The sequence below is a fragment of the bacterium genome (genome assembly GCA_021372515.1).
In the GTDB taxonomy this organism is placed as follows: domain Bacteria; phylum Gemmatimonadota; class Glassbacteria; order GWA2-58-10; family GWA2-58-10; genus JAJFUG01.
The window spans coordinates 1-25529 of record JAJFUG010000165.1 but is presented as its reverse complement, the minus strand read 5'-3'; the positions used below and the strand labels follow the sequence as shown (position 1 = coordinate 25529).

Annotated in this window: 24 protein-coding genes; 13 read left to right on the top strand and 11 right to left on the bottom strand. The window is 62.6% G+C overall.

Going from position 1 to position 25529, the window contains the following annotated elements:
* Positions 1–15 precede the first annotated feature (15 nt).
* The 5 genes from LLH00_15190 to LLH00_15170 are packed head-to-tail and all read left to right on the top strand — an operon-like array spanning position 16 to position 7338.
* The gene (locus LLH00_15190; GenBank protein ID MCE5272624.1) at positions 16–1341 is read left to right on the top strand and encodes a glycosyltransferase family 39 protein; all 1326 of its coding nucleotides are present in this window, start codon (positions 16–18) and stop codon (positions 1339–1341) included.
* A gap of 42 nt (positions 1342–1383) precedes the next feature.
* A complete protein-coding gene (locus LLH00_15185) occupies positions 1384–2787 on the top strand; it encodes a trimethylamine methyltransferase family protein (GenBank protein ID MCE5272623.1) in 1404 nt (467 codons plus the stop codon).
* 54 nt (positions 2788–2841) lie between these two features.
* Positions 2842–3912 (top strand): hypothetical protein, encoded by a 1071-nt coding sequence (locus LLH00_15180; protein ID MCE5272622.1) that lies wholly within the window; start codon positions 2842–2844, stop codon positions 3910–3912.
* 34 nt (positions 3913–3946) lie between these two features.
* On the top strand, positions 3947–5305 hold the full coding sequence (locus LLH00_15175) for an MBOAT family protein (protein ID MCE5272621.1): 1359 nt from the start codon (positions 3947–3949) through the stop codon (positions 5303–5305).
* Positions 5306–5316: 11 nt separating this feature from the next.
* Entirely contained in the window at positions 5317–7338 is a 2022-nt protein-coding gene (locus tag LLH00_15170) for an esterase family protein (protein ID MCE5272620.1), read from the top strand.
* 10 nt (positions 7339–7348) lie between these two features.
* Here LLH00_15170 and LLH00_15165 read toward each other — a convergent pair whose 3' ends face one another.
* A complete protein-coding gene (locus LLH00_15165) occupies positions 7349–7579 on the bottom strand; it encodes a hypothetical protein (GenBank protein MCE5272619.1) in 231 nt (76 codons plus the stop codon).
* Positions 7580–7770: 191 nt separating this feature from the next.
* On the opposite strand from LLH00_15165, the gene LLH00_15160 reads away from it, so the two are divergent.
* From LLH00_15160 to LLH00_15145, 4 genes are all read left to right on the top strand, one after another.
* Positions 7771–8925 (top strand): uroporphyrinogen decarboxylase family protein, encoded by a 1155-nt coding sequence (locus LLH00_15160; GenBank protein ID MCE5272618.1) that lies wholly within the window; start codon positions 7771–7773, stop codon positions 8923–8925.
* Positions 8926–8971: 46 nt separating this feature from the next.
* Positions 8972–9844, top strand: coding sequence for a hypothetical protein (locus LLH00_15155; protein ID MCE5272617.1), 873 nt, complete (start codon positions 8972–8974; stop codon positions 9842–9844).
* 19 nt (positions 9845–9863) lie between these two features.
* Positions 9864–10055, top strand: a complete 192-nt coding sequence (locus LLH00_15150) for a hypothetical protein (protein MCE5272616.1) — start codon at positions 9864–9866, stop codon at positions 10053–10055.
* A 210-nt stretch (positions 10056–10265) separates the two neighbouring features.
* On the top strand, positions 10266–10694 hold the full coding sequence (locus tag LLH00_15145; GenBank protein ID MCE5272615.1) for a hypothetical protein: 429 nt from the start codon (positions 10266–10268) through the stop codon (positions 10692–10694).
* Between the two features lie 110 nt (positions 10695–10804).
* Here LLH00_15145 and LLH00_15140 read toward each other — a convergent pair whose 3' ends face one another.
* From LLH00_15140 to LLH00_15130, 3 genes are all read right to left on the bottom strand, one after another.
* Positions 10805–11380, bottom strand: coding sequence for a DNA-3-methyladenine glycosylase I (locus LLH00_15140; GenBank protein MCE5272614.1), 576 nt, complete (start codon positions 11378–11380; stop codon positions 10805–10807).
* Between the two features lie 117 nt (positions 11381–11497).
* Positions 11498–12751, bottom strand: a complete 1254-nt coding sequence (locus LLH00_15135) for a glucuronate isomerase (protein MCE5272613.1) — start codon at positions 12749–12751, stop codon at positions 11498–11500.
* Positions 12752–12799: 48 nt separating this feature from the next.
* On the bottom strand, positions 12800–13870 hold the full coding sequence (locus LLH00_15130; GenBank protein MCE5272612.1) for a hypothetical protein: 1071 nt from the start codon (positions 13868–13870) through the stop codon (positions 12800–12802).
* A gap of 219 nt (positions 13871–14089) precedes the next feature.
* On the opposite strand from LLH00_15130, the gene LLH00_15125 reads away from it, so the two are divergent.
* Together LLH00_15125 and LLH00_15120 are read left to right on the top strand one after the other, a co-directional pair.
* Positions 14090–14836, top strand: coding sequence for a SagB/ThcOx family dehydrogenase (locus LLH00_15125; GenBank protein MCE5272611.1), 747 nt, complete (start codon positions 14090–14092; stop codon positions 14834–14836).
* A gap of 51 nt (positions 14837–14887) precedes the next feature.
* Positions 14888–15442: a hypothetical protein gene (locus LLH00_15120; GenBank protein ID MCE5272610.1), complete on the top strand. Its 555-nt coding sequence runs from the start codon at positions 14888–14890 to the stop codon at positions 15440–15442.
* Here the strand turns inward: LLH00_15120 and LLH00_15115 are convergent.
* Positions 15430–15966 carry a class IV adenylate cyclase gene (locus tag LLH00_15115; protein MCE5272609.1) on the bottom strand — a complete coding sequence of 179 codons (537 nt, stop codon included), beginning with the start codon at positions 15964–15966 and terminating at the stop codon, positions 15430–15432. The genes LLH00_15120 and LLH00_15115 overlap by 13 nt on opposite strands.
* Before the next feature lie 178 nt (positions 15967–16144).
* Here LLH00_15115 and LLH00_15110 point away from each other — a divergent pair, with 178 nt between their 5' ends.
* Positions 16145–17146, top strand: coding sequence for a LysM peptidoglycan-binding domain-containing protein (locus LLH00_15110; protein MCE5272608.1), 1002 nt, complete (start codon positions 16145–16147; stop codon positions 17144–17146).
* Between the two features lie 124 nt (positions 17147–17270).
* On the opposite strand, the gene LLH00_15105 is transcribed toward LLH00_15110, so the two are convergent.
* Genes LLH00_15105 through LLH00_15095 form a run of 3 tightly spaced genes read right to left on the bottom strand, consistent with a single transcriptional unit; the run spans position 17271 to position 19837 of the window.
* A complete protein-coding gene (locus LLH00_15105; protein ID MCE5272607.1) occupies positions 17271–18032 on the bottom strand; it encodes an ImmA/IrrE family metallo-endopeptidase in 762 nt (253 codons plus the stop codon).
* A gap of 32 nt (positions 18033–18064) precedes the next feature.
* The gene (locus LLH00_15100; GenBank protein MCE5272606.1) at positions 18065–18943 is read right to left on the bottom strand and encodes a hypothetical protein; all 879 of its coding nucleotides are present in this window, start codon (positions 18941–18943) and stop codon (positions 18065–18067) included.
* 27 nt (positions 18944–18970) lie between these two features.
* A complete protein-coding gene (locus LLH00_15095) occupies positions 18971–19837 on the bottom strand; it encodes a UTP--glucose-1-phosphate uridylyltransferase (protein MCE5272605.1) in 867 nt (288 codons plus the stop codon).
* 361 nt (positions 19838–20198) lie between these two features.
* Here LLH00_15095 and LLH00_15090 point away from each other — a divergent pair, with 361 nt between their 5' ends.
* Positions 20199–22151: a hypothetical protein gene (locus LLH00_15090; protein ID MCE5272604.1), complete on the top strand. Its 1953-nt coding sequence runs from the start codon at positions 20199–20201 to the stop codon at positions 22149–22151.
* Between the two features lie 112 nt (positions 22152–22263).
* Here LLH00_15090 and rmuC read toward each other — a convergent pair whose 3' ends face one another.
* The 3 genes from rmuC to asnS form a co-directional block, all read right to left on the bottom strand.
* Positions 22264–23688, bottom strand: coding sequence for a DNA recombination protein RmuC (gene rmuC, locus LLH00_15085; GenBank protein ID MCE5272603.1), 1425 nt, complete (start codon positions 23686–23688; stop codon positions 22264–22266).
* A gap of 345 nt (positions 23689–24033) precedes the next feature.
* Entirely contained in the window at positions 24034–24603 is a 570-nt protein-coding gene (locus tag LLH00_15080) for a TrmH family RNA methyltransferase (protein ID MCE5272602.1), read from the bottom strand.
* A 17-nt stretch (positions 24604–24620) separates the two neighbouring features.
* The coding region (gene asnS, locus LLH00_15075; GenBank protein ID MCE5272601.1) for an asparagine--tRNA ligase at positions 24621–25529 on the bottom strand (909 nt) is incomplete at its 5' end.

The window sequence follows — 25529 nt, the reverse complement described above, 5'->3', positions numbered from 1 at the left end:
GGAGTCGAGCCGACAGTGCAGACAGTGAAAAAGACAATCCTGTCACACCCGCGGCTGAGCGTGTTCCTGCTGGCGCTGCTCGTGCGGCTCGCCGCCCTGGGGTTCAGGCTGCCGGAGCTGGGCACGCCGCTGATCAAGGATTCCTTTCTTTACCAGCTCATGGCCGAGGGCCTTCGCGCCGGTGCGGGCCTGCTCAACGAGGGCCATCCCACGGCGGTGGTCCAGCCGTTGTACCCGCTTTTTCTGGCTGCGGTGTACACGCTCTGCGACGGCAGCGTTGTCGCCGTTCTCCTGATACAGATAGTGCTCAGCGCCCTGACCGCGGTGCTGCTGGCCGTGATGACCCGCTGTCTGGCCGGGGAGCGGGCCGGGCTGGCCGCCGGAGTGATCCTGGCGCTCTACTGGCCGCTCGCCCTGGTCGCCAGCCGCATCCTGACCGAGACGCTCTTTGTTTTCTTCCTGGTGGCCGCCTGCTACAGTCTTGTCCTGCACCTGCGCACGAGGAAAATATCCTGGGCCGCCCTGGCCGGTCTGCTGCTGGGGCTTTCGTGCCTGACCCGCGCGGTCACCCTGTACCTGGCGCCGCTTGTCGTGCTCTGGCTCACGGTCCTGGCCTGGAGGGAAAGAGACAGCCGTCGGCTGTGGAGCGCACTCCTTTTCTGCGCCGCGTTCGGCACGGCGCTCGCCCCCTGGACAGCACGCAACTGGAGAGTGTTCCACGCTTTTCTGCCCGGGGGCACCAACAGCGGAATGGTGCTTTACATCGGCAATTTCCCGCCCGGCGGGCACGGGTTCGGGATGAACCTGCGGTCGCAGGATCTGCCGCCCGAGGACAGGTACGTTTTCGACCTACCGGAGCTCGAATTCGACCGGGCGATGCGTCGGATAGCCATCCAAAGGTTGCGCCAGGACCCGGCCGGATCGGTTTGCATTGCGCTCAGGAAGGCGCTCTTTTTCTGGGTCCCGGTGGACTGGGAAATTCTCGGCCACGGCGAGGGGATTGTCAATCCCTGGTATGTCTGGCTGATTCTTCTGACCCTGCCCTGGCTGTTCAGTCCCCGGGGCTGGAAGGATTATCTGGTTCCGCTTGGGGTGACGCTTTATTTTTTTCTGATCAGCCTGGCAACCTACGGCTCGCCTCGTCTGCGCCTTCCGGTGGAGCCGATGCTGATGCCGCTGGCTGCGGCCGGCTGGCTCCGGCTGGAGCAGACACTCAGCCGTCATCTTCTCTGGCTGGGGTTGCCCGTGCTAATGCTGTTGAGCAGTGTCGCAGCACTGGTCTGGGGTGGTGCGATCAAGGAGTTCCTGGCTGGAATACTGAGCGCTGTCGGCCTCTGGTGACAGCATTTTCCCAAAGAGCATTTGTTATTCAGGAGGGCTTGCGTGATCCGAAGCACGGTTTTTAGCGAAGACGGTCTGAGACAGATTCACGAGGCCACCCTGGCAGTGCTCGAAACAACAGGTGTCAAGCTGGAGCACGAGCCAATCCGCGCGGCGCTTCTGGCCCGTGGGGCACAGCCGGGACAGGACAGCGAGACAGTCCGCCTGCCGCGAGCCCTGGTCGAGGAATGCCTGGGTCTGGCCCCCTCCACGGTCCGGTTCTGCGGCCGGGGCGACAAGTCCTGGGAGATCGGCCCGGGCAAGGGCTCTACTTTCTGGACCGCCGCGGCGATGAACCTGTTTGACAGCCGGGGCAAGCATGAGTTCGACCGCGCCGAGCTGGCCCGCCTGAGCCGTCTGGTCGAGGGCCTGCCGAACCTGGACGGAGTGGTGGGGGTGAGCGTGAAAGACGCCCCCCCGCGCTTCCGTGATGTGGCCGGGTTCCGCACCATGGTCGAGAACACGCTCAAGCATGTGCGAGTCCTCTCGTTTTCGCCGGAGGGCACCGCGGCGATTGTCGAGATGGCGGCGGTTCTGCTGGGTGGTGAGAGCCTGGCAAAACGGCCGCTGTTCAGCCTGGGGTTCACCGCGCACGGGCCGCTGCGCTGGACCAACCTGGCCCTGGATGTGTTCTACCGCAGCGCCGGGCACGGTATCCCGGTGATGATAAACGGCGAGCCGATGGCCGGAGGCACCGCTCCGGTCACCCTGGCCGGCGCGGTCACGGTGGGCAACGCCGAGATCCTGGCCGGAATCGTGCTCAACCAGGTGCTGGAGCCGGGCCGTCCCTGTATCCACAACCTGGGGTTCGCCCATATCATGGACATGCGCACCGGCACCGCTGTCACCGGCGGGCCCGAGAACTGCCTTCTCGCCGCGGCCGGGGCTCAGCTCGCCGCTTTCTACAACCTGCCCTCCGCCTCCTGGGCCAGCTCGGACAGCATGCTGGCCGACAGCCAGAGCGCGGTGGAAAAATGCATGTCCATTCTGACCCACTCCCTGGCCGGAGTGGGGCTGGTCTGGGGCGCGGGCACCCTGGAGAGCGAGCTCTGCATCAGCTACGCCCAGACCGTGATCGACAACGAGATAATCGGGCAGGCCCGGCGTTTCGTACGCGGGATCGAGGTCAACCCGGACAGCCTGGCCCTGGAGCTGATCGACCGGATCGGCCCCTGCGGCAGCTACCTGGCCAGCGAGCACACGTTCGAGCATTTCCAGGCCGAGTTCTACGAGACAGTCCTTTTCTGCCGCGACCGCCGCGAGACCTGGGAGTCGAAAGGTGGCCTGGCCCTGCAGGACAAGGCCGCGCTGGAGGCCGAGGCGATCATCGGACGGACACGAGTGCCGGAACTTTCCCCGGAACAGAGCCGCGAGCTCGACCGGATTGAACATAAACTGGGCATCTGAACGAACAAGAGCGAGCCAATGTCAGAGGCGGGGAACAATCTCGGTGCCGGGGACGTGGAACAGTCGGCATCCGCGGGAAAGCATGTACGCTGGATAATCCTCTGGTTTGTCATCCTGTGCGGGGCAGTCCTGACCGTGAACATGGTGATAAATCCATATGGCATCTATCCGTTCAGGGTTCTCAAACCGGTGATCTGGGTTGACCGGCGCGAGAAAATCGACCTGCTGGCCTCTCGTGCCGAAAAGCCTGAACTGATAATCCTGGGATCGTCTCGCATGATGCGGGTGGCCCCGGAGACAATACAGGCCCTTACCGGGCAGCGTGGATTCAATCTCGCGGTGAACCATGCCCGGACTGAGGATTTCCTGTCCCTTCTGCGCTATTGTGTCCTCAAGCTCGATATTCAACCCCGTACGGTCATAGTGGGACTGGATATCCACGCGTTCCGGGGGTACTACCAGAGCGACAACCTGCTCAAATATTACCCCGAGCTGTCCTATTACATAGAAAGTGAGCAGATTAACCCGCTGTTGTTTTCCATGAATGTAGGCTGGATCAAATTCACCAAAGGACTTTCTTACCATCAGACCGCGATGAGCGTCCGAGCCGTGCGACAGTATTTGGAGAGGGGGAAGTGGGAAAGCAGCTACAAGTTCGACAGCCTGGGGACACTGGTCTATAACGCCTCCGAGGAGAGCGCCGCCGACAGAACCGGACCCGAAAAACTTCGGGTGGCACTCGTTCAGGCCGAGAGGACCTACCGGAATGATTTCGCATCTTTCGGCGGGATTTCAGAGTTCAGGACCGAGTGTTTCAGGAAACTGGCAGCACTGTGCCGCAAGCGAGGCATCCATCTGGTGGCGGTCATGCTGCCTTACCATCCCCAGTTGCTCAAAAGCCTAAAGGGGAGCGATTTCGAGCGTCTCAACGCCGAGTGGAACACCCTTATGCACCGTCTGGCGGCGAGCGAGGGAGTCGTTCTGGTGGATGCCCAGAATATCGACTCTTTCGGCGGCGACCCGGACAAATTTTATGATGAAATTCACATGTTTGCGGAGAATTCGAACCGGATGGCCGATTATGTCCTGAAGCAGATGGAGCAGGAGGTGCATCATTCTTTTTAACAGCTACATATTCATCTTCGTCTTTCTGCCTCTGGTGCTGCTTTTCTGGTGGTCAATCGAGAAGACCCGCCTGCGTCTTCTGCTGCTGACTGTTGGCAGCTTCATATTTTATGGCTACTGGGACTGGCGTTTCACGTTCCTGATGCTGTTCAGCTCGATGATCGACTATGTCGCCGGGAGGCAGATATTCGCTGCACGGGACAGGCTGGTGGTCCGGCGCTTCTGGTTTGTGGCGGCGATGTGCGCCAACCTGTCGCTGCTCGGTTTTTTCAAATATTACGATTTCGCGGTGCGCAGCCTTAACTCGCTCAGCGTGATGTCCGGGGGGGAGCCGCTTCTTTCTCTGATGAACATCATCCTGCCGGTGGGAATTTCGTTCTACACGTTCCAGTCGATGAGCTACACAATCGACATTTACCGGGGTGAAATCGATCCGGTCGATGATTTCCTCACTTTCGCCTGCTTTGTCTCGATGTTTCCGCAACTGGTTGCCGGACCGATCGTGCGCTTTTCCGAGATCGAGGCCCAGTTGCGCAGCATCCCCAAACGTCTCGACCGGGATTACGCCAAGCTGGGGCTGTACTTTTTCGCCTGTGGGCTGGTCAAGAAAATATTCTTCGCCGACATGGTGGCGGAAAAGATCGATCCTCTGCTTGCCCAGTACTGGAACCTGGGCTTTTTCGGCTCCTGGTCGGCCATGCTCGGCTACGCCTTCCAGATTTATTTCGACTTTTCCGGCTACAGCGATATGGCGGTGGGCCTGGGCTACATGCTGGGTTTCCGTTTCCCGATGAATTTCAACTCACCTTACAAGGCCGAGAACATATCCGATTTCTGGAACCGCTGGCATATCACCCTGAGCCACTGGCTGCGGGATTATCTCTACATCCCCCTGGGTGGCAACCGACATGGGCGTCTGGCAACTCTGCGGAACCTGTCCATCACGATGTTCCTGGGCGGGCTGTGGCACGGTGCAGCCTGGACTTTCGTAATATGGGGCCTTTACCACGGCTTGCTCCTGATCTGCCACAATCTGATGCGCGCCGCCGGCCTGACCAGCCGTAGCCGCGCATTCAACCGGGTATTCACCTTTGTCTGTGTCCTTGTGGGCTGGGTGTTTTTCCGTTCGGTCAGTTTCGGGATGGCCTGGCAGGTGCTGAAAAGCATGACCGGGCTCAACGGTTTCGAACCGCTCGATCTTGTACGCCACCAGTTGGGCCTTAGGCTGATCGCCATGCTGGGATTCATGCTGGTCTGGGTCTGGCGGGCGCCTAACACCTGGGAGATCGAGTTCAAGAAAATCCGGATTCCCGCTTTCATACCTGCGCTCGCGCTTGTCTTGTGCGTGCTTTGGTTGGATAAAGAAAGCCCCTTCCTCTACTTCCAGTTCTGAGGAGCAGCGGAATGCATGGAAAAAACCTGATTCTCTGGCTGACCTGCCTGTCATTTTTTATGGCTGGCTCTCGTCTTCAGGCCGTGAGCGCTGATTTCCAGGACCTGACCCACTGGAGCAACACTTTCCAGCAGTGGCGCCACTACCGGATTATTCTGCCCGCCGGCTATGAGACCAGCGGCAAGCGCTACCCGGTGGTCTATTATTTCCACGGCCACAGCTCACGCTATTGCGGTGAGCCTTACGGTGACGGGCAGCAGGTGTCGCTGCCGGCGATGATCGATTACGTGAAGAGCCACGACGTGATCGCGGTGCGCTGGGACGGGTACGTGGAGAAGAACTACTCCTCGTTCTATAGCGGCAGCCCCTACGATATCCAGCCCGAAGACGGCGAGATGGATTTCGGCCCCTATTTCCTGGAGCTGGTCGCCCACATCGACAGCACTTTCCGCACTGTCGCCGACCGTCAGCACCGCGCCACCTGTGGGCTGTCGATGGGCGGGTTCATGTCGCTCTACCTGGCCGGGCGCTACCCGGACATTGTCGGCAGCGCCAGCAGCTACAACCCGGGCCATGAGTTCTGGGTCGGCGCGCCGGGGTCGCGGGTGCTCTATTACCTGAAAGACCACGTGCGGAACAATTACCACCAGAAAATCCGCCTCATCCGCAACAGCGGCGACTACATCAGCCAGTACCACCTGGGGCTGAACGAGGTCTATTCCCGCACGCCCGAGGTGGACTATTGTTTCCGACAGGAGGAGTACCACCGTCACTGGGTAAACGGCCTGGCCGAGACCCTGGATTTCCATATGCAGGCCTTTGCGGACAAATCTCTGGCCGACTTGCCGCGCAGTTTCGACCACGACAACGCCTGGCCGCGCTTCTCTCTCTGGGGCTGGAATGTGGAGGTGGGGGGCAAGAAACCGGGCTATGTCTGCCTGCGCGACGCCCAGTTCGGCTACCTGCGGGTGTTCACCCGCGCCTGGGCCCCGGATGGCCCGGCCGTGGAGGGCCAGAGCCTGCATATAGCCACTCCCGACAGCTACGGCAACGCCAAGGCCTACCGGGTCATGGACTACAGCCACCGCGACCGGAGCGTGAATTTCTACGAGGTCCGCTCCAGCCGCGAGGGACGCCTGAGTTTCGTGTTGGACGGGGCAGGCCACGATATCGCCGTGCTCAACGGCCAGGAGGCGCGCGCCCCGGTGTTGCTGCCGCTGGGCCAGGATGAGGAGCCGGTGGTGTTCCCCGACCGCACGCTGCACCTTCCTCTGCGCTTTATCAACACCTGCGGGGTCACGGTGCACGGCCTGCGTTTCAGCCTGTCGAGCGAGTACCCGACCGTGAGCCTCGAGGGGGCTGAGGTGGAGGTCGATTCCCTGGCCCCGGGGCAGATTGTGGACCTGAGCGACCGGTTCAGCCAGAGCTTTGTCTCCACCGACGGGGACATGGCCCACTGCCGTCTTAACGTGCATGTCACTTGGAAGGGCTGGTACGGCCAGGACTACCGTGTGGATGTGCGGGTGCTGCCCAGTCCGCTGGCCGCGCCGGACTCGGCTCTGGTGTTCGACGGCCGCGGGCTGAGCCTGCCGGTGTTCCGCCAGCGCGGCAACCAGGGCGGCGGCTCGGTCTATCAGCGGACCGTGGAGGAGGGGCGCGGCAACGGCAACGGGATCGCCGAGCCGGGCGAGGAGGTGACAATCTGGGTCCGCACGCCGCAGGGCCTCGACCCGCTGGACAAGGGCACCTGGCACCGCGCGAAAGTGTTCTGCCCGGACGGCGCGGTCACGGTCTGCGGCGATATCGCCGAGCCCAAGGAGTTGGAGTGGACCAGCGTGCAGGACCACACTTCGCGCCTTCTGATTTCGCCGTCCACAGCATTGGGAAGTACGGTCGAGCTGGCGCTGAAAAACGAGTCGTACTGCTACTTCTGGCAGCCGGATCAGCGCTACGGGAAAGAGTTGCTGCTGCAGGCGTTCCAGTTCCACCGCAACCATTGCACCCGTATGAATTTGCAGATCGGGGAGCGCTGAGGACTGGCGGTCAGTCGGCGGGAGTGTTCTTGGCCCAGATGTACAGTATCTGTCCCAGGCCCAGGCAGATGATGCTCCACATGACACTGAACCCGGCCAGACGGTGGTCATCCTGGAAGAAATAGAACACCGCCCGTCCCAGATAGACAAAAACCAGCAGCCAAAGCCCGGCGGCCACTCCGGCCAGAACCGGCCAGCGCCGGTATCCGCGGGGCAGTCTGTTCCAGTCGATCTGCTTCATCGGTCCTCATACTCCCGGTCCATGTGCGTCCAACGAGCCGAACCCTCGGCTCCGGCGCGGGGATGGGCCGGAGCGGTCGGGTCTGAAACCGAGGCTGTCACAAAATATATCGATTCCCGGCGGAAAGACAAGCCGCCTGTCCGGCGGCCGGACGGCGGCGTTTGAATGAACATCCTGAGCAGGGAGAGAGGATGAACGGCAGACAGAGAATCCGCGCGGCTTTCGAGCATGCGGCAGTGGACCGGGTGCCGCGTTTCGACCAGACAATCTATTCATGCGTGGCCTCGGCTGCCCTCGCGCGCGAGGTGCTGGTGGGAGGGGCGGGCCTTCGCTTCCAGGATGTGGTCGCGCACTGGGAGGGCCCGCAGGCGGCGCAGGAGTTCGAGGCGCGCATGCTGCTGGACGTGGCCGATTTCTACCGTGAGCTGGACTACGACATGGCCCGTGTCCCCTGGCGCGACACCCGCCGCGCCACCGCGCGCCTGAATGAGTCTACTTTCCTGTTCGGCGACAGCGAGCGCAAGGCGCCGTGGGAGATCTGGCGCTACAGCCCGGAAAGCCAGGACTGGCACCCAGTGGAGGGCTGGCTCTCAGGCGGAGATGTGGACCGTCTGATCGTGCACCTGGAGAATGATGAGCGCGCCTGGAGCGGCCCGGACCTGGACCCGGCCCGCATGGACACCCAGCGCCGTTTCCGTGAGCTGGTGGGCCCGGAGCGCGCGGTTGCCGCCACCGTGGGCGGGATCGGCATCCCGATGTACGAGCCGGCCTGGCTGATGGCACTGGAGATCGCTCCCTCCCTGGTGGCCGGCGAGCTGGAGCGCCAGACTCTCCAGGGCCTGGCGGATATCGAGCTGGCCGCGACGCTGGGGGTGGATGTGGCCCACGCGGGTGGTGATTTCTGCCTCAACAGCGGCCCGGTCTACAGCCCGCTGGCTTTCGACCGCCTGGTGCTGCCGCGCCTTCAGCGCCTCACGGCCAGGTGCGATCAGGTGGGGCTCAAGTACGTGTTCCGCACGGACGGGGTCACCTGGCCGGTGGCGGATTCGCTCTGGGGACGCTCCGGGGTGCACGCGGCCGGAGAGGTCGATTTCGGCGCCGGGATGCGCCTGGCCGAGTTGCGCAGGCGGTTCCCGAAATTGACCCTGTTCGGGAACATCGACTGCGGCGGGGTGATCCTGAGCGGCGGAGTAGAGGGCATCCGTCAGGCCACACGGGAGAACCTGGAGGAGACAGGCGGGGTGGGACACATTTTCGGAGCCTCGAACGCGATCATGCCCGAGACCCCGGTGGAGAATTTCCTTGCGATGCTGGATGAATCGGACAAATTCAAGCCTTGTTTTTAAGGGATATTGAATATATATCTTAAAGTACTACACGAGGTGGTGCGGCATGGAAATGAGGCCTTTTATCCGTGATCTGATCCAGCGCTCGGCGCGGCAGTCGCCCCTGGTGCTGGGGGTGAAAGAGGCGGGCGAACGATGGATCGATCCACCCGCTGGCGGGAATGTCCTGGTGCTGGCCCCGCACATGGATGATCCGGACGCCGTAGCCGTGACCCTGCGTCATTTCGCGGACCACGGCTGCGCGGTGCGCTACCTGGTGGTCTGTTCCTCCCACGGCGGGGTGACCGACCATTTCGCCCTGGAGCACGCCCGTCAGCACGGGCGCGACCTCACCACGCTTGACCTGGCAAGCTATAAAAGCGAAATCCGGCGCTGCGAACAACTGGAGAGCGCCCGCCTGGCCGCGTTCGTGGAGGGGCCGCCCGAGTTCCTGGCCGTGGAGGAGGATGAGCGCGGCAACCTGACCGCCTCCGAGACCAATGCCCTGACAATCGCGGAGACCCTGTCCGAGCATGACCCGGATATTGTCCTCATGCCGCACGGCGAGGACACGAACGTGGCGCATGTCAACGTGCACCGCTTTTTCCGCCGGGCCGCCGCGCACCTGTCCGTGCGGCGGGGGCGTCCGCTGCTGGGCCTCTACAACCGGGATGCCAAGACGGTGCGGATTGAGGAACACCTGGCCGTGCCGTTCGATATCGCCGCCTCGCAGTGGAAGACCGAGCTGCTCAAGACACACCGTTCGCAGCACGAGCGCAACCTGGAGGTGCGCGGCTATGGGTTCGACGAGCGGGTGCTGCAGGTCAACCGCGGCGCCTGGGATGAGCTGAGCCGGAGGATAGATTCCCCCTGGACCCGGGCTTTCCCTTTCGCCGAGACTTTCCAGGCCGAGTGTTTCGGCGAGCCGCGCTGCCGTTAGAGCTGCGGAGGCCTGCCGCATGGCCGCCGGGCAGGATCGGCCGGCCATTTGCAGCAGCGAAATGTTTATTTCCTGCATTTTTATCTTGACAGAAAAACGCCCCCAAAAGCCGCTCTTTGTACGTAAAACAGCGTTGTATGCAGGTTATATTGGATTTTTATTCGACAATCCAGTATATTGTATCATCGTAAATCCTGCGGACCGCTGTTGAATTTTCACAAAAAGGAGTCAGGCTATGCATGCCAAAGGCTATCTATTCGGGGTTACCACTGCGCTCTCTATCGCCGTACTGGTCCTGCTTTCCGGATGTGCTCAGCCGCCTACCGAAAAAGTAACCGCACTGCAGAACGCGCTGTCAGAATGTGAGAGCAAGGGCGCCGAGGTTTTCGCTCCCTCTGAGCATCAAAACGTGACCCAGAAAATGGCTGAGCTCAATACCCTGATGGAGGGGAAGAAGTACGGGAAGGCCGCCCAGCTGGCCGATTCCATCAACACCGAGATGGAAGCCCTCAAGGCCGCGATCGAGACCAACGGCAAGCAGGCCGCCGCTCAGGTTCTGGCCAGCGCCAATGAGCAGCTCACCGCTCTCAAGGGCATTCTGACCGAGGAAAACATCAAGTTGTTGGGTGAGGAAGCCGCCAAGTACCAGCAGCAGTGCACCGACCTGGAAGGCAAAGTGGCTGCCATGCAGAGCTCGATGGACAGTGGCAACGTGATGGACGTGTACAACAGCTCCTCCGTGGCCGCCGACCTGAGCAACGCCGTTCAGGCTTGCAACGCCCAGCTGGAGCAGCTCAAGGCTGCCGCGGCCGAGAAAGCCGCCAAGAAGCCCGGCAAGAAGAAGAAGTAAGCATTGCTCGCAGGAACAAGCTTTTTTCGGATGGTCCGCAGATTGTCCGACAGCCCGGGGGCCGCAAGGCTCCCGGGCTTTTTGTCGGGTGGGATCGCAGGAGAGGCGCGTCAGGCCATCCCGGCCAACTCCTTATGCCGAAAACAGTTCACCGTGTGGTCTATCACCATCCCGGTGGCCTGCATGTGGGCGTACACTATTGTAGAGCCCATGAACTTGAACCCGCGCTTTATCATGTCCTTGCTCAGGGCATCCGACAGGGGCGTGCGGGCCGGTATCTGGCCCAGCTCTGTCCAGTGGTTCACGATCGGTTTGCCCTCCGTGAAACCCCAGATATAGCGGTCGAACGAGCCGAACTCAGTCTGTATCTTAAGGAACGCCTGCGCGTTGCCTACCGTGGCCCGCACCTTGAGCCGGTTGCGGATGATCCCCGGGTCGGCCAGGCAGCGCGATATCTCGGCTTCCTCGAAACGCGCCACCGCCACCGGGTCGAACCCGGCGAACGCTTTGCGGTAGCCATCGCGGCGGTGCAGGATCGTGCGCCAGCTCAGGCCCGCCTGGGCCGACTCCAGGACCAGGAACTCGAAAAGCGTGCGGTCAGCGTGCACCGGCGCGCCCCATTCGCGGTCGTGGTACTCTATCATCAACGGATCGGTGCTGGGCCAGGCGCAGCGCTCGAGCGGCATCTTGCCTCCGGAGAGAAATAATCGTCTCGGAAAAAATGTAGGGGAGGGTTTCAAACCCTCCCCTACGATAATATTCCCGATCCAGGGGTGATAATCAAGCCTTTAATTACCGCAGGCTCAGCTCCAGCCCACGAAACGCTTGAAATTCTCCGAGTACAGATTGGCCACGTCCCGCTGGACATCCTCCGTGCTCACCGGCCAGCCGGCGCGGCGGATGTCCTCGTATTTTTCAACCAGCGCCTCGCCGATCAGCTCGCGCGAATGGCTCCACTTGTAGATCAACTGGTCCAGCACCCGGGCATCCGAATGCTGCGGGACCATGCTCGTACCAAGAAGCTCCAGGCGCTCGGCTGTGATCTCGCGGATGAGGCTGGGGTTGTTCATGAACCACCAGCAGCCGAACAGCATCACGTTGCCGAACTTGCGCGCCGCGATGCAGGCCTCGTGCTGGTTCTCGCGGCTCAGGAATGTGACCAGGAAACGGTTGTCCGGGAACGTGCAGGCGAGGGCCTCCACCGCGGCTACATCCGCCCGGCCCAGGCTGTCGCCGGCCAGGCCCAGGGCCGGGTTGACCAGTTTCTTCACCCCGATCATCATGGCGAACGGTATCCCGGCCGCGCGGGTAACCGGGATGATGCACTCGCGGATGATAGTGCCGCGGGCGCTTTCCTCGGGGTAGCGGAACGTGGGTGGCAGCGAGACCGCCAGATACAGCGGTTTCATGCGCTTGATCCAGTCCTCGAGGAAACGGCGCACCTCGGCCAGGCTGGCCGGGTCGAGCGCGCGGCTCACTTTGTAGCCCCAGTCGGCCAGGCGCTTCGAGCTGTTGTCCCAGTCGTTGAGCAGGGGGTCGATACGCAGGGCGGCCCGGAACCGCGGGTCGGCGCTCCCCTGACCGGCCTCCCAGACCGGACGCTCCAGGTCATCGAACGGGTCGTTGGTCATCACCACCGCCTCGATCCCGGCCAGCTCGAATACCTTGTCGATATGCTTATCCACCGTGGTGTCGCGGAAATACCGGCGCAGGCTGTCCAGGGAGCGTCCGCTCAGGTCCAGACCCAGACGGCTGAGGCTGGTTAGAACCCCGCGGTTCGACTCCGAGACCGGGGAGTGCCTGATGAACAGCTCCTCCCAGATCAGCTCGGCCTGACGGGGCTTGGGCAGGGCGAAAAACTCGGTTTTGCGCATGTAGTTGTAGCGGAAGAACTCGGCCACCAGATAGTGGTAGGTCACCAACTCATCCACGCCCCAGAGCAGAAGACCACCGAACGGGGCGCTGTAGATGTGGGTGTGAAGGTCGAGGATCGGGGTGGTCTGTGCAGCGTTGAGCACACAGGCGCGCAACTCCTCGCGGGTCTTGAGCAGGCTCATCGTCTCTCCAATCTTTAAGGATAACACGCCGCGCGGACAGTCCGGCCCTCAGTAGCCGCCGTCCTGGAACGCGGTCTCGTACATGGCCAGGATGTTCTCCAGGGGGGCATCCACCTGGATGTAGGTGTGGCCGGGGCCGATCACCAGGCCGCCGTCCTGGCCCAGGATTTTCATGTTCTGGCGCACTTCCTTGCGCACATCCTTGACCGTGCCCTTGTTCAGGGTCTCGATCAGGTCCACCGAGCCGTAGAAACAAAGGTCGTTGCCGAACTCGCGCTTGAGCTCCTTGAGGTCCATCCCGGCCGCCCGGCGCTGGATCGGCTCCAGCATGTCCACGCCGGACTCGATTATCCCCGGCAGCAGAAGGCGCACCGAGCCGCAGACATGCAGCAGGAATTTCTTGTCGTGGGCGTGGAGCGTGTCGGCGATCCGCCGCAGGTAGGGCTTCACCAGGCGGTCGAACACCTCGGGCGAGAACAGGGGGCCGCTGGCCATGCAGTAGTCATCGGCCAGGTAGAATATGTCGAACCCGTCCGGGGCCTGGGCCAGAAGGCGGTCCAGGGAGCGGAACAGGTAGTCGGCGGCGCGCTCGATAATGGCCTGGGCCAGGGGCTCATCCAGCACCAGGTCCACCAGGAACTGCTCCATCCCGCGCAGGAACGTGGCGTTGAAATAGGCCCCGTGGGTGATATGCGCGATGATCGCACGGTCGGGCTGGGTGCGGCGCAACTCGTTCAAATGGCCGAATTCGAGCCGGTCGGGGTCGGGCCAGTCGTGCCTGTCCAGCTCGGATACATCCTGCAGCTTGGCCAGCGGGTGGTAGACCATTTCCTCGTAATGCGCCGTGCGGCCATCCACCGTGTACGGCTGCATGCGGGTGTGATAGCCCCAGCGGTTCTGATGCAGGCCATTGCCCAGGTCGCGGTCGCGTGGGTCGCGGATTTCGGGGCCCTCCAGCCAGGTGTCCACGTGCAGGGCATCCCAGAGCGCCGCCCGCGAGTTGATCCCGAAATGGCGGTAAAGAAGGTCGTACACCTCGGACTGGGCATCGAAAGTGATCGGCACCCGGTCGGGAGTGCGGTGCGCCGCTGCGGTCAGGACTCTTTCTCTTCCATTCATGCCTTGGTCTCCGGTCGTTGGATTGTACGCTGGAAAGATACATTTCAGCCCGGCCCGGCGCAAGACCGCCGGCCCACGGGAGGCCCATCCGGCGTTTCCTGCGGTTTGTGCGCGGCCGACTGGACAACCGGGACCTCAAAGGTTAAAATTAGCGAAAGGCTATAACCGTCAGCACCGACGCAGATGAGGCCCTGACACCGTCAAACCACGGAGGACCCGATGACTGTCGGCAACGATCGGACCGAACGGGCAGGCGAAGATTTCCAGAATCTCACCCGGTACGAGCGCGAGTCCATGCACACACGCTCCCCGGTCTGGGAGGAGCAGGCCCCGACCTACAAGCGCTACCAGGCGTCCGAGCTGCTGGAACTGCCGGCTCCGCTCACCGCGGGGGGCTGTCCGCTCTGGGACACGGTGGCCGCGCGGCGGACGTTCCGGGATTTCAACGGCCAGCCGGTGGACCTGGCTGTGCTGAGCCAGCTCCTCTGGGCCTGCCAGGGGATCACCGGGCGGTTCTACGATTTCGAGCTGCGCAGCGCGCCCTCGGCCGGAGCGCTCTACCCGGTGGAAACCTATGTTGTGCTGAACCGGGTGACAGCCCAGGAGCCCGGCCTTTGCCACTACCGGGTGCAGGAGCACACCCTGGAGGTTATCCGCCGCGGCGACTTGCGCGAGAGCCTGACCCAGGCCGGGATGATGCAGCCGGTGCTGCACGATGCGGCGCTCGGGTTCATCTGGACCGCGATCATCGGGCGATCTCGCTGGAAATACAGTCAGCGGGCCTGGCGCTATGTCTACCTGGATGCCGGCCACATCGCCCAGAACGTGGCCCTGGCTGCCGAGGGTCTCGGCCTGGGCTGCTGCCTGATCGGGGCGTTTTTCGACACGGAGGTCAACACGCTGCTGGGAGTGGACGGGGAAAGCGAGACCGTGGTCTACATGTGCGCCGTGGGACAGCGCGAGTAAGCGGCGGATAATTGCGATAGGAAGATTCGGTAAACATCAGGAGGCAAGGCGATGGATACTCTGGCGCATGGTTTGTGGGGCGGGATGATCGCCGGCTGGAAACGCCGTTTCGGGCTGGCGTTCCTTTTCGGCACGGCTCCCGATCTGCTCTCGTTCGGCGCGCTGATGGCCCTGAGAATCCTGCAGGGGCGGTTCCATCCGGGCAAGCCGAGTCTGGATACCATTCCGCCCTGGGTGCATACCTCCTACGATTTCACCCACAGCCTGGTCCTGGTGGGCGGCCTCTGGTGGCTGCTCTGGCTGAAAAAGCGCGACCTGGCCGTGCCGTTCAGCGCCTGGCCGCTGCATATCCTGTTCGACATCCCCACACACAGCCGTGAGTTTTTCCCCACGCCGTTCCTGTTCCCGATCAGCCGTTTCACGGTGGACGGCATTTCGTGGGGCCAGCGCTGGTTTATGATCCTCAACTATTCCTGCCTGAGCGCGTTCTCCATTGTCTGGCTGGTGCACCGTCACCGGGCCAGGAAGAAACGTGACAGCCTGAAAGTTTCCGTGCGCGCGGAAGCTGCAAGCCCGAAGAGCGGGAGCGAGCCTCAGGCCGACTGAATCTCCTCCAGCAGGTCGGCGTAGGCCCGCTCGATAAGACAGTCGCGCTGTATTCCCAGGCGTTCGAGCCAAACGGAGCAGACCGCCTCCAGGGCTTCCACGCTGTCGCGTCCCCGCACGCCCAGAACCTCTATTTCCACGAATTCCCCCAGGCCCTCCACCCGGTCCAGGTGGATTCTGACATTGTCCTGCCTGAAAAGGGTCCGTTTCTTTCTCACCACCAGACGCACCTCCAGCGCGGCGGAGAGGGCGCGGTCCAGGCTGTCGGGATCGGCGCAGGGGTGAAGCTCGACCAGGCAGTTCTTGGGCCCGGCCTGGTCCGCTCGGCGGTAGGCGATAAGCAGGTTGCCGGCCGGGCTGCGGCGCAGCTTGAGCCGTCCGTGCGGAACGTTGTAGAATGTGTCGCTCTGCTCGAACTCGCCCGCGCAGGCCACAGCGAAGGCCTCCAGTCTCCGGCGCAACTCGGCATGCCCACTCGGGCAGCGGGCCTTGATCTCCACGGTCTGATCGACAAACGTATCCATCCTGAAAGTCTCCCTTTCGTTCCTCTTAAGCGCACCCTTGCCAGTCAAGGACATCCGGCTTATCTTTGTTGAAAGCCGGAAACAGGCTCACGGTCTCGAGGTGCCGGAGGTTTCTGCGTCTTTGCCTGTGGAGCGCCGGGCGAGGGCTGGCCTGGAATACACAACGGGAGATGCCTGAATGAAGTTCATGCCTGCTGGAAAACAGACTGTTGCCGCCATATCCGTGGCCTGCGCGGTCCTGTCCCTGGTTGCCTGCGGTGGCCCGAAAGTGGAGGAGGACCTGCGCGGCGATCTGGCCTCCCTGGCTGGACGGATGGCGGCCGAGAAAGACCTGCGCGACGTGCGGATCGAGGACCTCAACCACGACGGCGCGCGGGAGGTGATCCTGGTGTTCGGTCCGCGCGAGCTGCTGGATTTCGACGTGTTCTACCGCACCCAGGACGGGGCCTGGCAGATCACCCCGATGGTCAACGACCAGGACAACCCGCGCGAGTTCGTGGGGGCCAGGCTGGAGAAAATCTCGGACGCCAACGGCGACAGCCTGCCCGAGCTTACAGTCTCCAGCCGTCTGTACGACGGTAACACGATGGTCAAGGATTTGCAATGGAGTCCCACCGGCTACAAGGTGGTTGCCCAGCGCACGGTGGTCGCCGGGGCGGCGGTTGCGCCGAAGCCGCAGGAGACCCCGGCCGCGGCCCCGGCGCGTACCGCCCCGGAGAAGACGGTCGCGCAGAGCACGGCCCCGGCGTCCGCCAAGAGCGAGCCGGTCAAGAAAGCCGAGCCGCCCAAGCCCAAACCCAAGCCGATGCCAGTGATGGCGCCCGAGGTGGGGGTCTACCAGGTGCGACGGGGAGATACGATTTTCGGCATCGCCACGGCTCTGGGGGTGACTCCGGATAAACTGGAATCGATGAACAACAACCAGCTCCAGCGCCGGGGCCTGCGGGTCGGCCAGCGGATCAACGTGCCGGTGCCAGCGGGCAAGAACGCCAAGGTCAAGGTGCAGATCGAAAAAGAAAAGTACACCGTGCAGCGCGGCGACACCCTGATCTCCATCGCCAACCGTTTCGGCGTCAGCACCCAGGCCATCCGCAGCTGGAACCCCTCCATTCCGGAGGACGGTGGAGTGAAAGTGGGCCAGAGCCTGAACATTCACCACGCGGTGCTCAGCATCTCCTGAGACTGTGAGATTAATCACCGTCAGGAACAAATAGTTATCCACGAAGGACACGAAGGGGTACAAAGAAAAAATGCTTTGCTTCGTGTCCCTTCGTGGATAAATCCGATTTTCGCCTTTTTCCTTTTCAATACTCCGGGAACGGGTAGGGCATATCGCTCTCGAAATCCTCCGCCTCGCCGTGCCGCGACACCCCGGAGGGCGAGGAGAGCAGGATTATTCGCCGGAACCCGGGGCTGAATACAGGATAAGCCCGCACGCGGAGCTTTCGCCGCAGGCCGCCCCAGCTCACCTCGCCGCATGATTCGCGGAAAGCGCCGTACAGGTCGGACTCCTCGTAGACCTCCCGCTCGATTTTCAGCTCCTTGGCCGGGAAAGCCAGCCCCGGCGTGCCAAAGCGTCGGTAGAGCTTGCCGTTGTCGAGGATAGTCACTACCAGGGCGGTGAGGTGGCTGGCCCGGATCGCCAGGCCTTCGTGGCTCAGGCTGGCGTAGATTTTTTTCAGCCGGAACAGGTCGAAGTCCGCCTCCGGGGCGTCCTGCACGAACCACTGGTGCGGGCAGAGCAGCAGCGAGGCGAACTTGGAGCAATAATGCTCGATCTGGCCGCCCAGGTCGGGGTCGCCCAGGTGGTGCGCCGGGTCGGACCACCAGATATGGCCCAGCTCGTGGGCGATCCGGAAAGCGCGCCGCTCATCGCGCAACTCGCTACCCACCTTGATGATCCAACCGTCCTCCCGCCGCAGAAGTGCGCTGCCGGCCAGGCCACGCGACTCCTGCACCCGTGCCCGGAAATAGCCCAGCAGGGGCGGGATTTCCACTGGCGGCGCGATGATCCCGCAGTGTTCCAATATACCGAGGGTTATGTCGCGTACCTTGGGGTAGGCCATGGCGGTCGCGCGCAGAGTGGGGTTCAGGGGGTTCAGCGACGGAAAAGCAGCCTCAGGGGGCGGAACAGCAGCGCCCCGGCCGTGCAGATACAGAGCACCACGAGCATCAGGAACGACAGCGCCACAGCCGCCGGCATCATCGGCCGGGAGGAGGGCGTGCCGGCGTGCATCAGCACCAGCACCACGTTGACCAGGAACAGCACTGCCAGCAGCACGCCCAGGCCCTGCGAGGCCAACTTGATGTCCGCCCCGCTCAGGACCATGCCGCTGCCCACGCCCAGGGTAAGCCAGGCGGCCACGTACAGGCGCCAGTTGTGCCAGTCCAGGCTGCCCGAGACTGCGGCCCAGAGGTGGAGCAGCGATTTCCAGAACAGGCGGACCCAGCCCGTGGTGCTCTCATAGATCGCGCCCTCCGGCCCCGGGATCACCCGTCCGTAGGAATAGAAACGTGAAAGCTCGAGCGGGAAACCGGCTAAGTAGCGCAGCAGCAGGTAGACAGTCAGCGCGCCCAGCAGCACCGGACCCACGCTGATGAAGAAATTGCCTACCTGGTGCCAGGGGTTGCGGCGGTTGAAGGTGTGGGAGACGAACCCGGCGTTGCCACCCTTGGGGTTGAAACTGACCAGCTGCATTTTGGTGATCTTGTGGCCGAACAGGGGGCAGAAAAGAGCGTGGCCCAACTCGTGGACCAGAGTCCCGGGCCAGCCCAGCACATAGAGGAACCCGCGCACGCCCAGAAGGCGCACGGCGTCGACCTCGATCAGCGAGGCGGCCAGGTGGATCAGCCAGCCCAGGCAGAGCAGGGGGACAAGCAGGGGAAGAGACTGGCCGGCCGTGGCCCGCAGCGCGGGCAGGACCACGGCCCAGGTGTGACGCAGAGCTTCCAGCACCGTCTGCCAGACTGTCTCCAATTCTCCCCCGCGCACTGCTACAGACGGTTACTGTATTTTCAATTCCTTGAGAAATTCCTGTATCCCGGGGCGCAAGTCTTTATGGGCCAGGGCGTACTCGATTGTGGTCTTGATGAACGAGAGCTTGTCGCCCACGGTGTGCCACTTACCCTTGAGGATATGGGCGTAGACCACTTTCTCCTTGGCCATGGCCAGGATCGCGTCCGTGAGCAGTATCTCCTGGTGCTTCGGGTCCACCTTGGTCTCGCGCAGGTAGTCGAAAATGTCCGGGGTGAAAATCATCCGTCCCAGCAGCGCCATGCGGCTGGGAGCCTTGCCGGCGTCGGGCTTTTCCACCAGGTCCTCGACAATGTACTCCCCGTTTATCGGCTTGCCCTTGATTATGCCGTACTGCGAGACTTTCTCCTCCGAGACCTCCGACACGCCCAGCACCGTGCTGTTGTATTTCTCGAATGTGTTGATCAGCTCCTTGAGCGCCGGCTCCTTGCCCTGGATCAGGTCATCGCCGAACAGCACGGCGAACGGCTCGCCGGAGATATGGTTGGCCGCCTTGAGCACGGCATGCCCGGTACCCAGGGCCTCTTTCTGCTGCAGGTAGTGGATGTCGGCCAGTTGCTCGATTTTTTCGAGCGTGCGCAGCACCGATTCCTGGCCCTTGTTCTTCAGGGTCTCGTTCAGCTCGATCGACTTGTCAAAATGCTCCACGATGGCGCGCTTGCCGCGCCCGGTGATGATCAGGATATCCTCGATCCCGCTGTCGACAATCTCCTCGATGATGTACTGAATGGCCGGCTTGTCGACTATCGGGATCATCTCTTTGGGGAGAGCCTTGGTGGCAGGCAGAAAACGTGTGCCCAAACCTGCGGCCGGGATCACGGCCTTGCGGATTTTCATTCTTCCGCTCCTTTATCTCTTTGTAGAGACTGCCTTCATGCTCCTGGGTCTGATCTGGAACGCTCTAACCTAATTATTTTACGCAACAATTTCAAGAAAAAAATAAGTCAAAAACCATATAATGCGTTGCGCGGATGGGGGATGAAAAGTTGAATCCTCAGGCTCCGGACTGTCTGCATACAACCTGATACCGCGGAGAGCGCAAAAAGGTTCATCCGGCGCGGCGGGATTTTTTCTTTTCCGGCAAGTAAGCAGAGCGTATTTTGAACCCTAAGGCGGCGGCGGGTTGCCCGGCCAGATCCAGCCTGCAAAAGAAAAATTAAACCAGTGCAGTGTAACGCCCTGTTCCGGAGGTATTTTGATGCGATCTGTCACGAGAATCGGTTGTTTTCTTGCCGCGGCGCTTCTGGCCACATCCCTGCTCCGGGCCGGCCAGCGCGACATCCGTCTGCGGGTGGCGGGCCAGCAACCGTGCTGGAGCCTGGAGGAGATAGTCTCCGGGGTTACCGCCGGGTTGGCCTCCGAGCGTGAGAAAGCCCTGGCCCTGCACGAGTTCGGCATGAAACACCAGATACATTTCGCCGGGCCGTTCGAGGACGGCGAGCTGGTGGTGGACGCCCTCAAGCTGCTGAATGTCTACGGCTGCGACCTCTGCGGCAACAACAGCTCGGCCATGTGCGCCCTGTACAACCTGGCCGGGCTCAAGGCCCGACGCCGCGGCCTGGTGGGGCACGTGGTCCCCGAGGTCTGGTTCGAGGGCAAGTGGAACTACATCGACACCGACATGTTCGGCTACGTATATCTGGATGACAAGCAGCACCTCGCCTCAGTGGATGAGCTGATCGCCGACCCCGATCTCTGGACCCGGGCTGGGGCGCGACGGCCGGTGCCGTTTTTCCCCTGGGACCCGCCGGAGGCGATGAAAAAGGCCTTCATCCAGCCCGAGGGCTGGCACGATTATCATCCCTATTCTTTGGGACACAGCTTCGGCCTCAGCCTGCGCACCCACGAGGCAGTCACCTGCTGGTACCGTCCCCGCGAGCGCGGGTTCTACTACCTCGATCCCCAGGGTCTGGAGGAGAGCCTCACCACCCAGTACCGCGATTACTGGCTGGACGGTCCGGTGCGCCTGGGTTCGCTGGCCTGGACCGACACGGTGCCCGCCGCCTACGGCAACGGCTGTTTCGAGTACACTCCCGACCTGCGCTCCGAGGCGTTCCGGCTCGAAAACCCCGAGCAGACGAATGTGCTTCAGCAGAGCGGCAAGGCCCTGCCCGAGCTGGTCTCTCAGGCCAGGGGCAAGCTGTCCAGCCTGGTGCTCGAGGTCAAGACCCCCTGGGTTATCACCGGGAGCCAGAACGATCTGATAAATTTCAAGGACAACACCGGGGCGGCGGTGGCGCGAGGCTGGTTCTGGCGCAGCGGCAAGCAGGACGAGAACCGGATTTCGTTGAGCACGGACTGCGGCCGGACGTGGGAAACCGTCTGGGAGAACAACCATCTGGGCGCGGTCCCCTTTGCCGTGGACCTGACCTCGCTGGTTGACGGCGGCTACGGCTATCGGGTGAAATTCGAATGGCTGGACCGGACCGGGGAGGGCAAGACCGGCCTGGAGGGCCTGTCCCTGGAGACCTGGACCGAGCTTTCACCCATGGCCCTTCCGCACCTGGAGCCGGGCCAGAACGAGTTTCACCTGAGCGCGGGCACGCACGAGGTGTTCCTGCTCGACCGTCACGCCTGCCGCCAGGGCGACCTTCCGGATGAGCGCCTGGAGAACCTGGGCCTGGAAGGGGAGAGCGATATCCTGGGGCCTGTTGACCTGTCCAAGCCGGGCAGCCTGATTTTCAGCACAGGCGAGAAAGGCCTGATCGACGAGCTGCGTCTGGCAATCGAGGCCCGCCGCCTGGAAAAAGGTGGCAGCCCGAAAGTGACGCTGTCGCTGTCAGAGAACGGCGGCAACACCTGGCAGGATCTGGCCGCATTCAGCCCGGAGCCGGAGCACGATCTGGGCGGGATGTGGTTCAATCATGTGCTCAAGGGGCGCAGCCTGGACGGGGCCAACACTCGGCTCAGGCTGACGGTGGAGAACGGCCTTCTGGCACGGGTGACGGCTTCGGGGCGGGTGCGTCGCAACCCCGGCCCGGCTGTGGGACTGCGGGTGAGCCACCTGTTCGCCCAGGGGAGCTCCAGGCAGACTGTGACCTGGGATTTTCCTTCCTGCGGCGAGGAGAATGTCTACACCGTGGAGGCCCCGTCAGGAGTGCACAACGTCAATTTCCGGATCGAGGCCCTGCCGCCGGAGGAAATGCATTGAGGAACGTTTCAGGCCGGATGGCGGGCGGATTAATGGGTTAGGGAGGTTGCTGTAGGGGCACGGCATGCCGTGCCCCGTCGTGTTTGGAAGCAGGTTTATACTGCTCTTTGTCTCAGGAGCGGTTTTCCGGGGTTTCGGGTAGGGATAGCTGACGCTGGGCGGTCTCGACCGGCGTGAGAGGGGCGATCTCCTCGGCCGTGGTGGCCCCCAGGTCCTTGAACCGCCGCGCCGCGGGCAGCACGCGGGTTTCTATCGAGCCGACCGCCTTGTTGTAGGACTGCGTGGCCCGCTCCAGACCCTTGCCGATGTCCAGGATATAGTCGGCCAGGGTGCTCATGCGCTCGTAGAGCTGACGGCCCTGGGTGCTAATCTCCTGGGCGTTCCGTGCGATCTGTTCCTGCCGCCAACCGAACGCCACTGCGCGCAGCAGGGCAAGCAGGTTGGTGGGGGTGGCCAGCAGGACCCGGTTCGCCATCGCATCCTCGTACAGGGTGGGGTCGATGGCCTGTGTGGCGGAATAGAACGACTCACGCGGGATAAACATCACCACGAATTCCGGGGCTTTCTCGAACTGCTTCCAGTAGGCTTTACCGGCCAGGCGCTGCATGTGAGCACGCACCTGGGAGGAGTGGCGTTCCAGGGCCGCCCTGCGCTCTTCCTCAGTCTCGGCGGACACCGCCTCCTGGTAGGCTTCGAATGTGGCCTTGGCATCCACCACGATCTGTCTGTCGCCTGGAAGGTATACCACCAGGTCCGGACGCAGACGGCCCTCCTCGGTGTTGACCGAGACCTCGCGCTTGAAATCGCAGTACTCGGACAGGCCGGACAGCTCCACCACCCGTTCGAGCGTGCTTTCGCCCCAGGAGCCGACAACTTTGGGCGCCTTGAGCGATTGCGACAGATTGCCGGTCTCTTTCTGCAGCGCCATCTGTGCCTGCGACAGTCCCTTTATCTGCTCGCTCAGGCTGGAGTAGGCATCCACCCGGTTTTTTTCGATCTCACGCACATGCTCATCGAACGATTTTAATTTTTCCGACAATGGGGCCACCAGCCCCTGGATCGCCTCCTGGCGCTGGCCCAGGTCGCCCCGGGCCTCGGAGAGCAGCTTGCCGAAAGATTCTCCGGCCAGTTTCAGGAACTCCTCGCTGCTGCTGCTGAGTGTGCTTTTGAGCGTATCGCTGGCCAGGGCCTTGAACGTGTCCGTAAGCTTGGTCTTGGCCTCATCCAGCAGCTTCTTTTCCTCCTCCAGCCGCTTGACTGTCTCCTCCAGGCTGGTCTCGGCCTTGACCCGCGCGGCCTGCTCGCCTTCCATCCTCAGACGGAGCCGGTCGAAATCGGCGGCCGCGGACAGGGTCTGCGCGCGCAACTCGGTGAGCTTTCCCTCCAGGGCAGCGGCGTTGTTCTCGGCGATACCGGCGCGGCTCTCGGCCTCATCGATGCGGGAGGCCAATGCTCCGCGCACGCGCGCGGTCGCGGCCAGCCAGCCGATGACCCCACCCAGCGCCAAGCCGATAAACAACCAGAGAAAGACCGGCATTGTATTCTCCGAATTTGATTTTTGTAAACCATTACACGGCCGTCAGGCCGTCGTAGTTGCCTATGGGGGCCGCGCATGTCTGAGCCTGCAGCATGGGCAGCGTGAAGTTGCGAGTAAAACGGCCCGGCCTGAAGATTTTCCACGGTTTGGCGGCGATTCGCGACAGCGCCGCCGCTTCGACGCGGCAGCGGAATCAGCACTCCGTAGACACTTGAGGTTGTAAGGGAGACACGGTTGGGACGAGTTCGCGGCCCCCGCTGGCTTTGCTGCTTTCGCCGAAACGAAAGCAGAATAAGCGTCTTAAACTACTTTTTTTCTCTAAAGATGAATAATGCCAGAATAGCCTCACATCGGCACGCCCAGCACGGGCGGCTCGCCCACCTCGCCCCACTGGCGCAGCACCTCGAACAGCGTGATCCCGGCGGCCACGGAGACGTTAAGGCTGTTCTTGTAACCCAGCAGCGGTATCTCCACGATCCGGTTGGCCAGTGATAGAGTATCACGCTCCAGCCCCAGGGCCTCGTTGCCGAACACCAGGCAGACAGGGCGCGGGAAACTCACCCGGTAGATCGATTCGCTGTGCGAGGTGGTCTCGAGCGCGTAGACCGGCAGCCCGCACTCGCGCGCGAACAGGATCGCCTCGCGGGTGTCCTGAAAATGCCGGTGCGGGACGAACTCCGCCGTGCCCATCGCCGTGCGCACCACTTTCTCATCCGGCGGGTGGCAGGTGATCCCGGTGGTGATCAGGCGCTCAACCCGCGCGCACTCGCAGGTGCGGAACACCGCCCCCACGTTGAAACTGGAGCGCAGGCGGTCCAGGATCACCGTGACCGGCAGGCGCGGCAGGCGGGAGTACTCCTCGATACTCACCGCGCGGTCGAGATTGCGTATTTCCAGGCTCTCGGGTCCGTTCATGCTCGCATCCGCCCGGCTCAGAAATCGGCGCTGCCGGGGCAGCGCGGGAACGGGATAACATCCCGGATGTTGGCCATGCCCGACAGGAACAGCAGCGCCCGCTCCAGCCCCAGGCCGAACCCGCTGTGCGGCACGCTGCCGAAACGCCGGGTGTCGAGGTACCACCAGTAGGCCTCCTCGCTCAGGCCCAGCTTTTTCATACGCTGCTCCAGGACGCCCAGGCGCTCCTCGCGCTGGCTGCCGCCGATGATCTCACCGATCCGCGGGAACAGCACGTCCATCGCGCCCACGGTTTCACCGTCGTCGGAGAGCCGCATGTAAAAAGGCTTGATCCTGGAGGGGTAGTCGTGCAGGATCACCGGCCCACCGGCGACTTGTTCGGTCAGGCAGCGCTCGTGCTCGGTCTGGAGGTCGACGCCCCAGTCCACCGGGAACTCGAAACTGCGGCCGCTCTTCTTAAGCTCGCCGATGGCATCCGTGTAGCTCATCCGCACGAACGGCCGGCTCAGGATGGAGTCGAGCTGGGCCAGAAGGTCCTTCTCGTACCATTTCTGCATGAACTCCAGGTCCTCGAGGTCGTGCTCCAGCATGTAGCGGATCAGCTCTTTGAGGAACTCCTCGGCCAGGTCCATGTTGTCCGCCAGCTCGTAGAACGCCATCTCGGGCTCCACCATCCAGAACTCGCTCAGGTGGCGCGGGGTGTTGGAGTTCTCGGCCCGGAAAGTCGGCCCGAAAGTGTAGACCTCGCCCAGGCCCAGGGCCAGAAGCTCCGCCTCGAGCTGGCCGCTCACGGTGAGATAGGCCTGGCGGCCGAAGAAATCTTTCTGCTTGGTGGAGCTCACATGGAACAGCTCGCCCGCGCCCTCGCAGTCGCTGGCGCTGATCAGCGGGGTGTGGATGTAGAGGAAGCCCTTGCGACGGAAAAA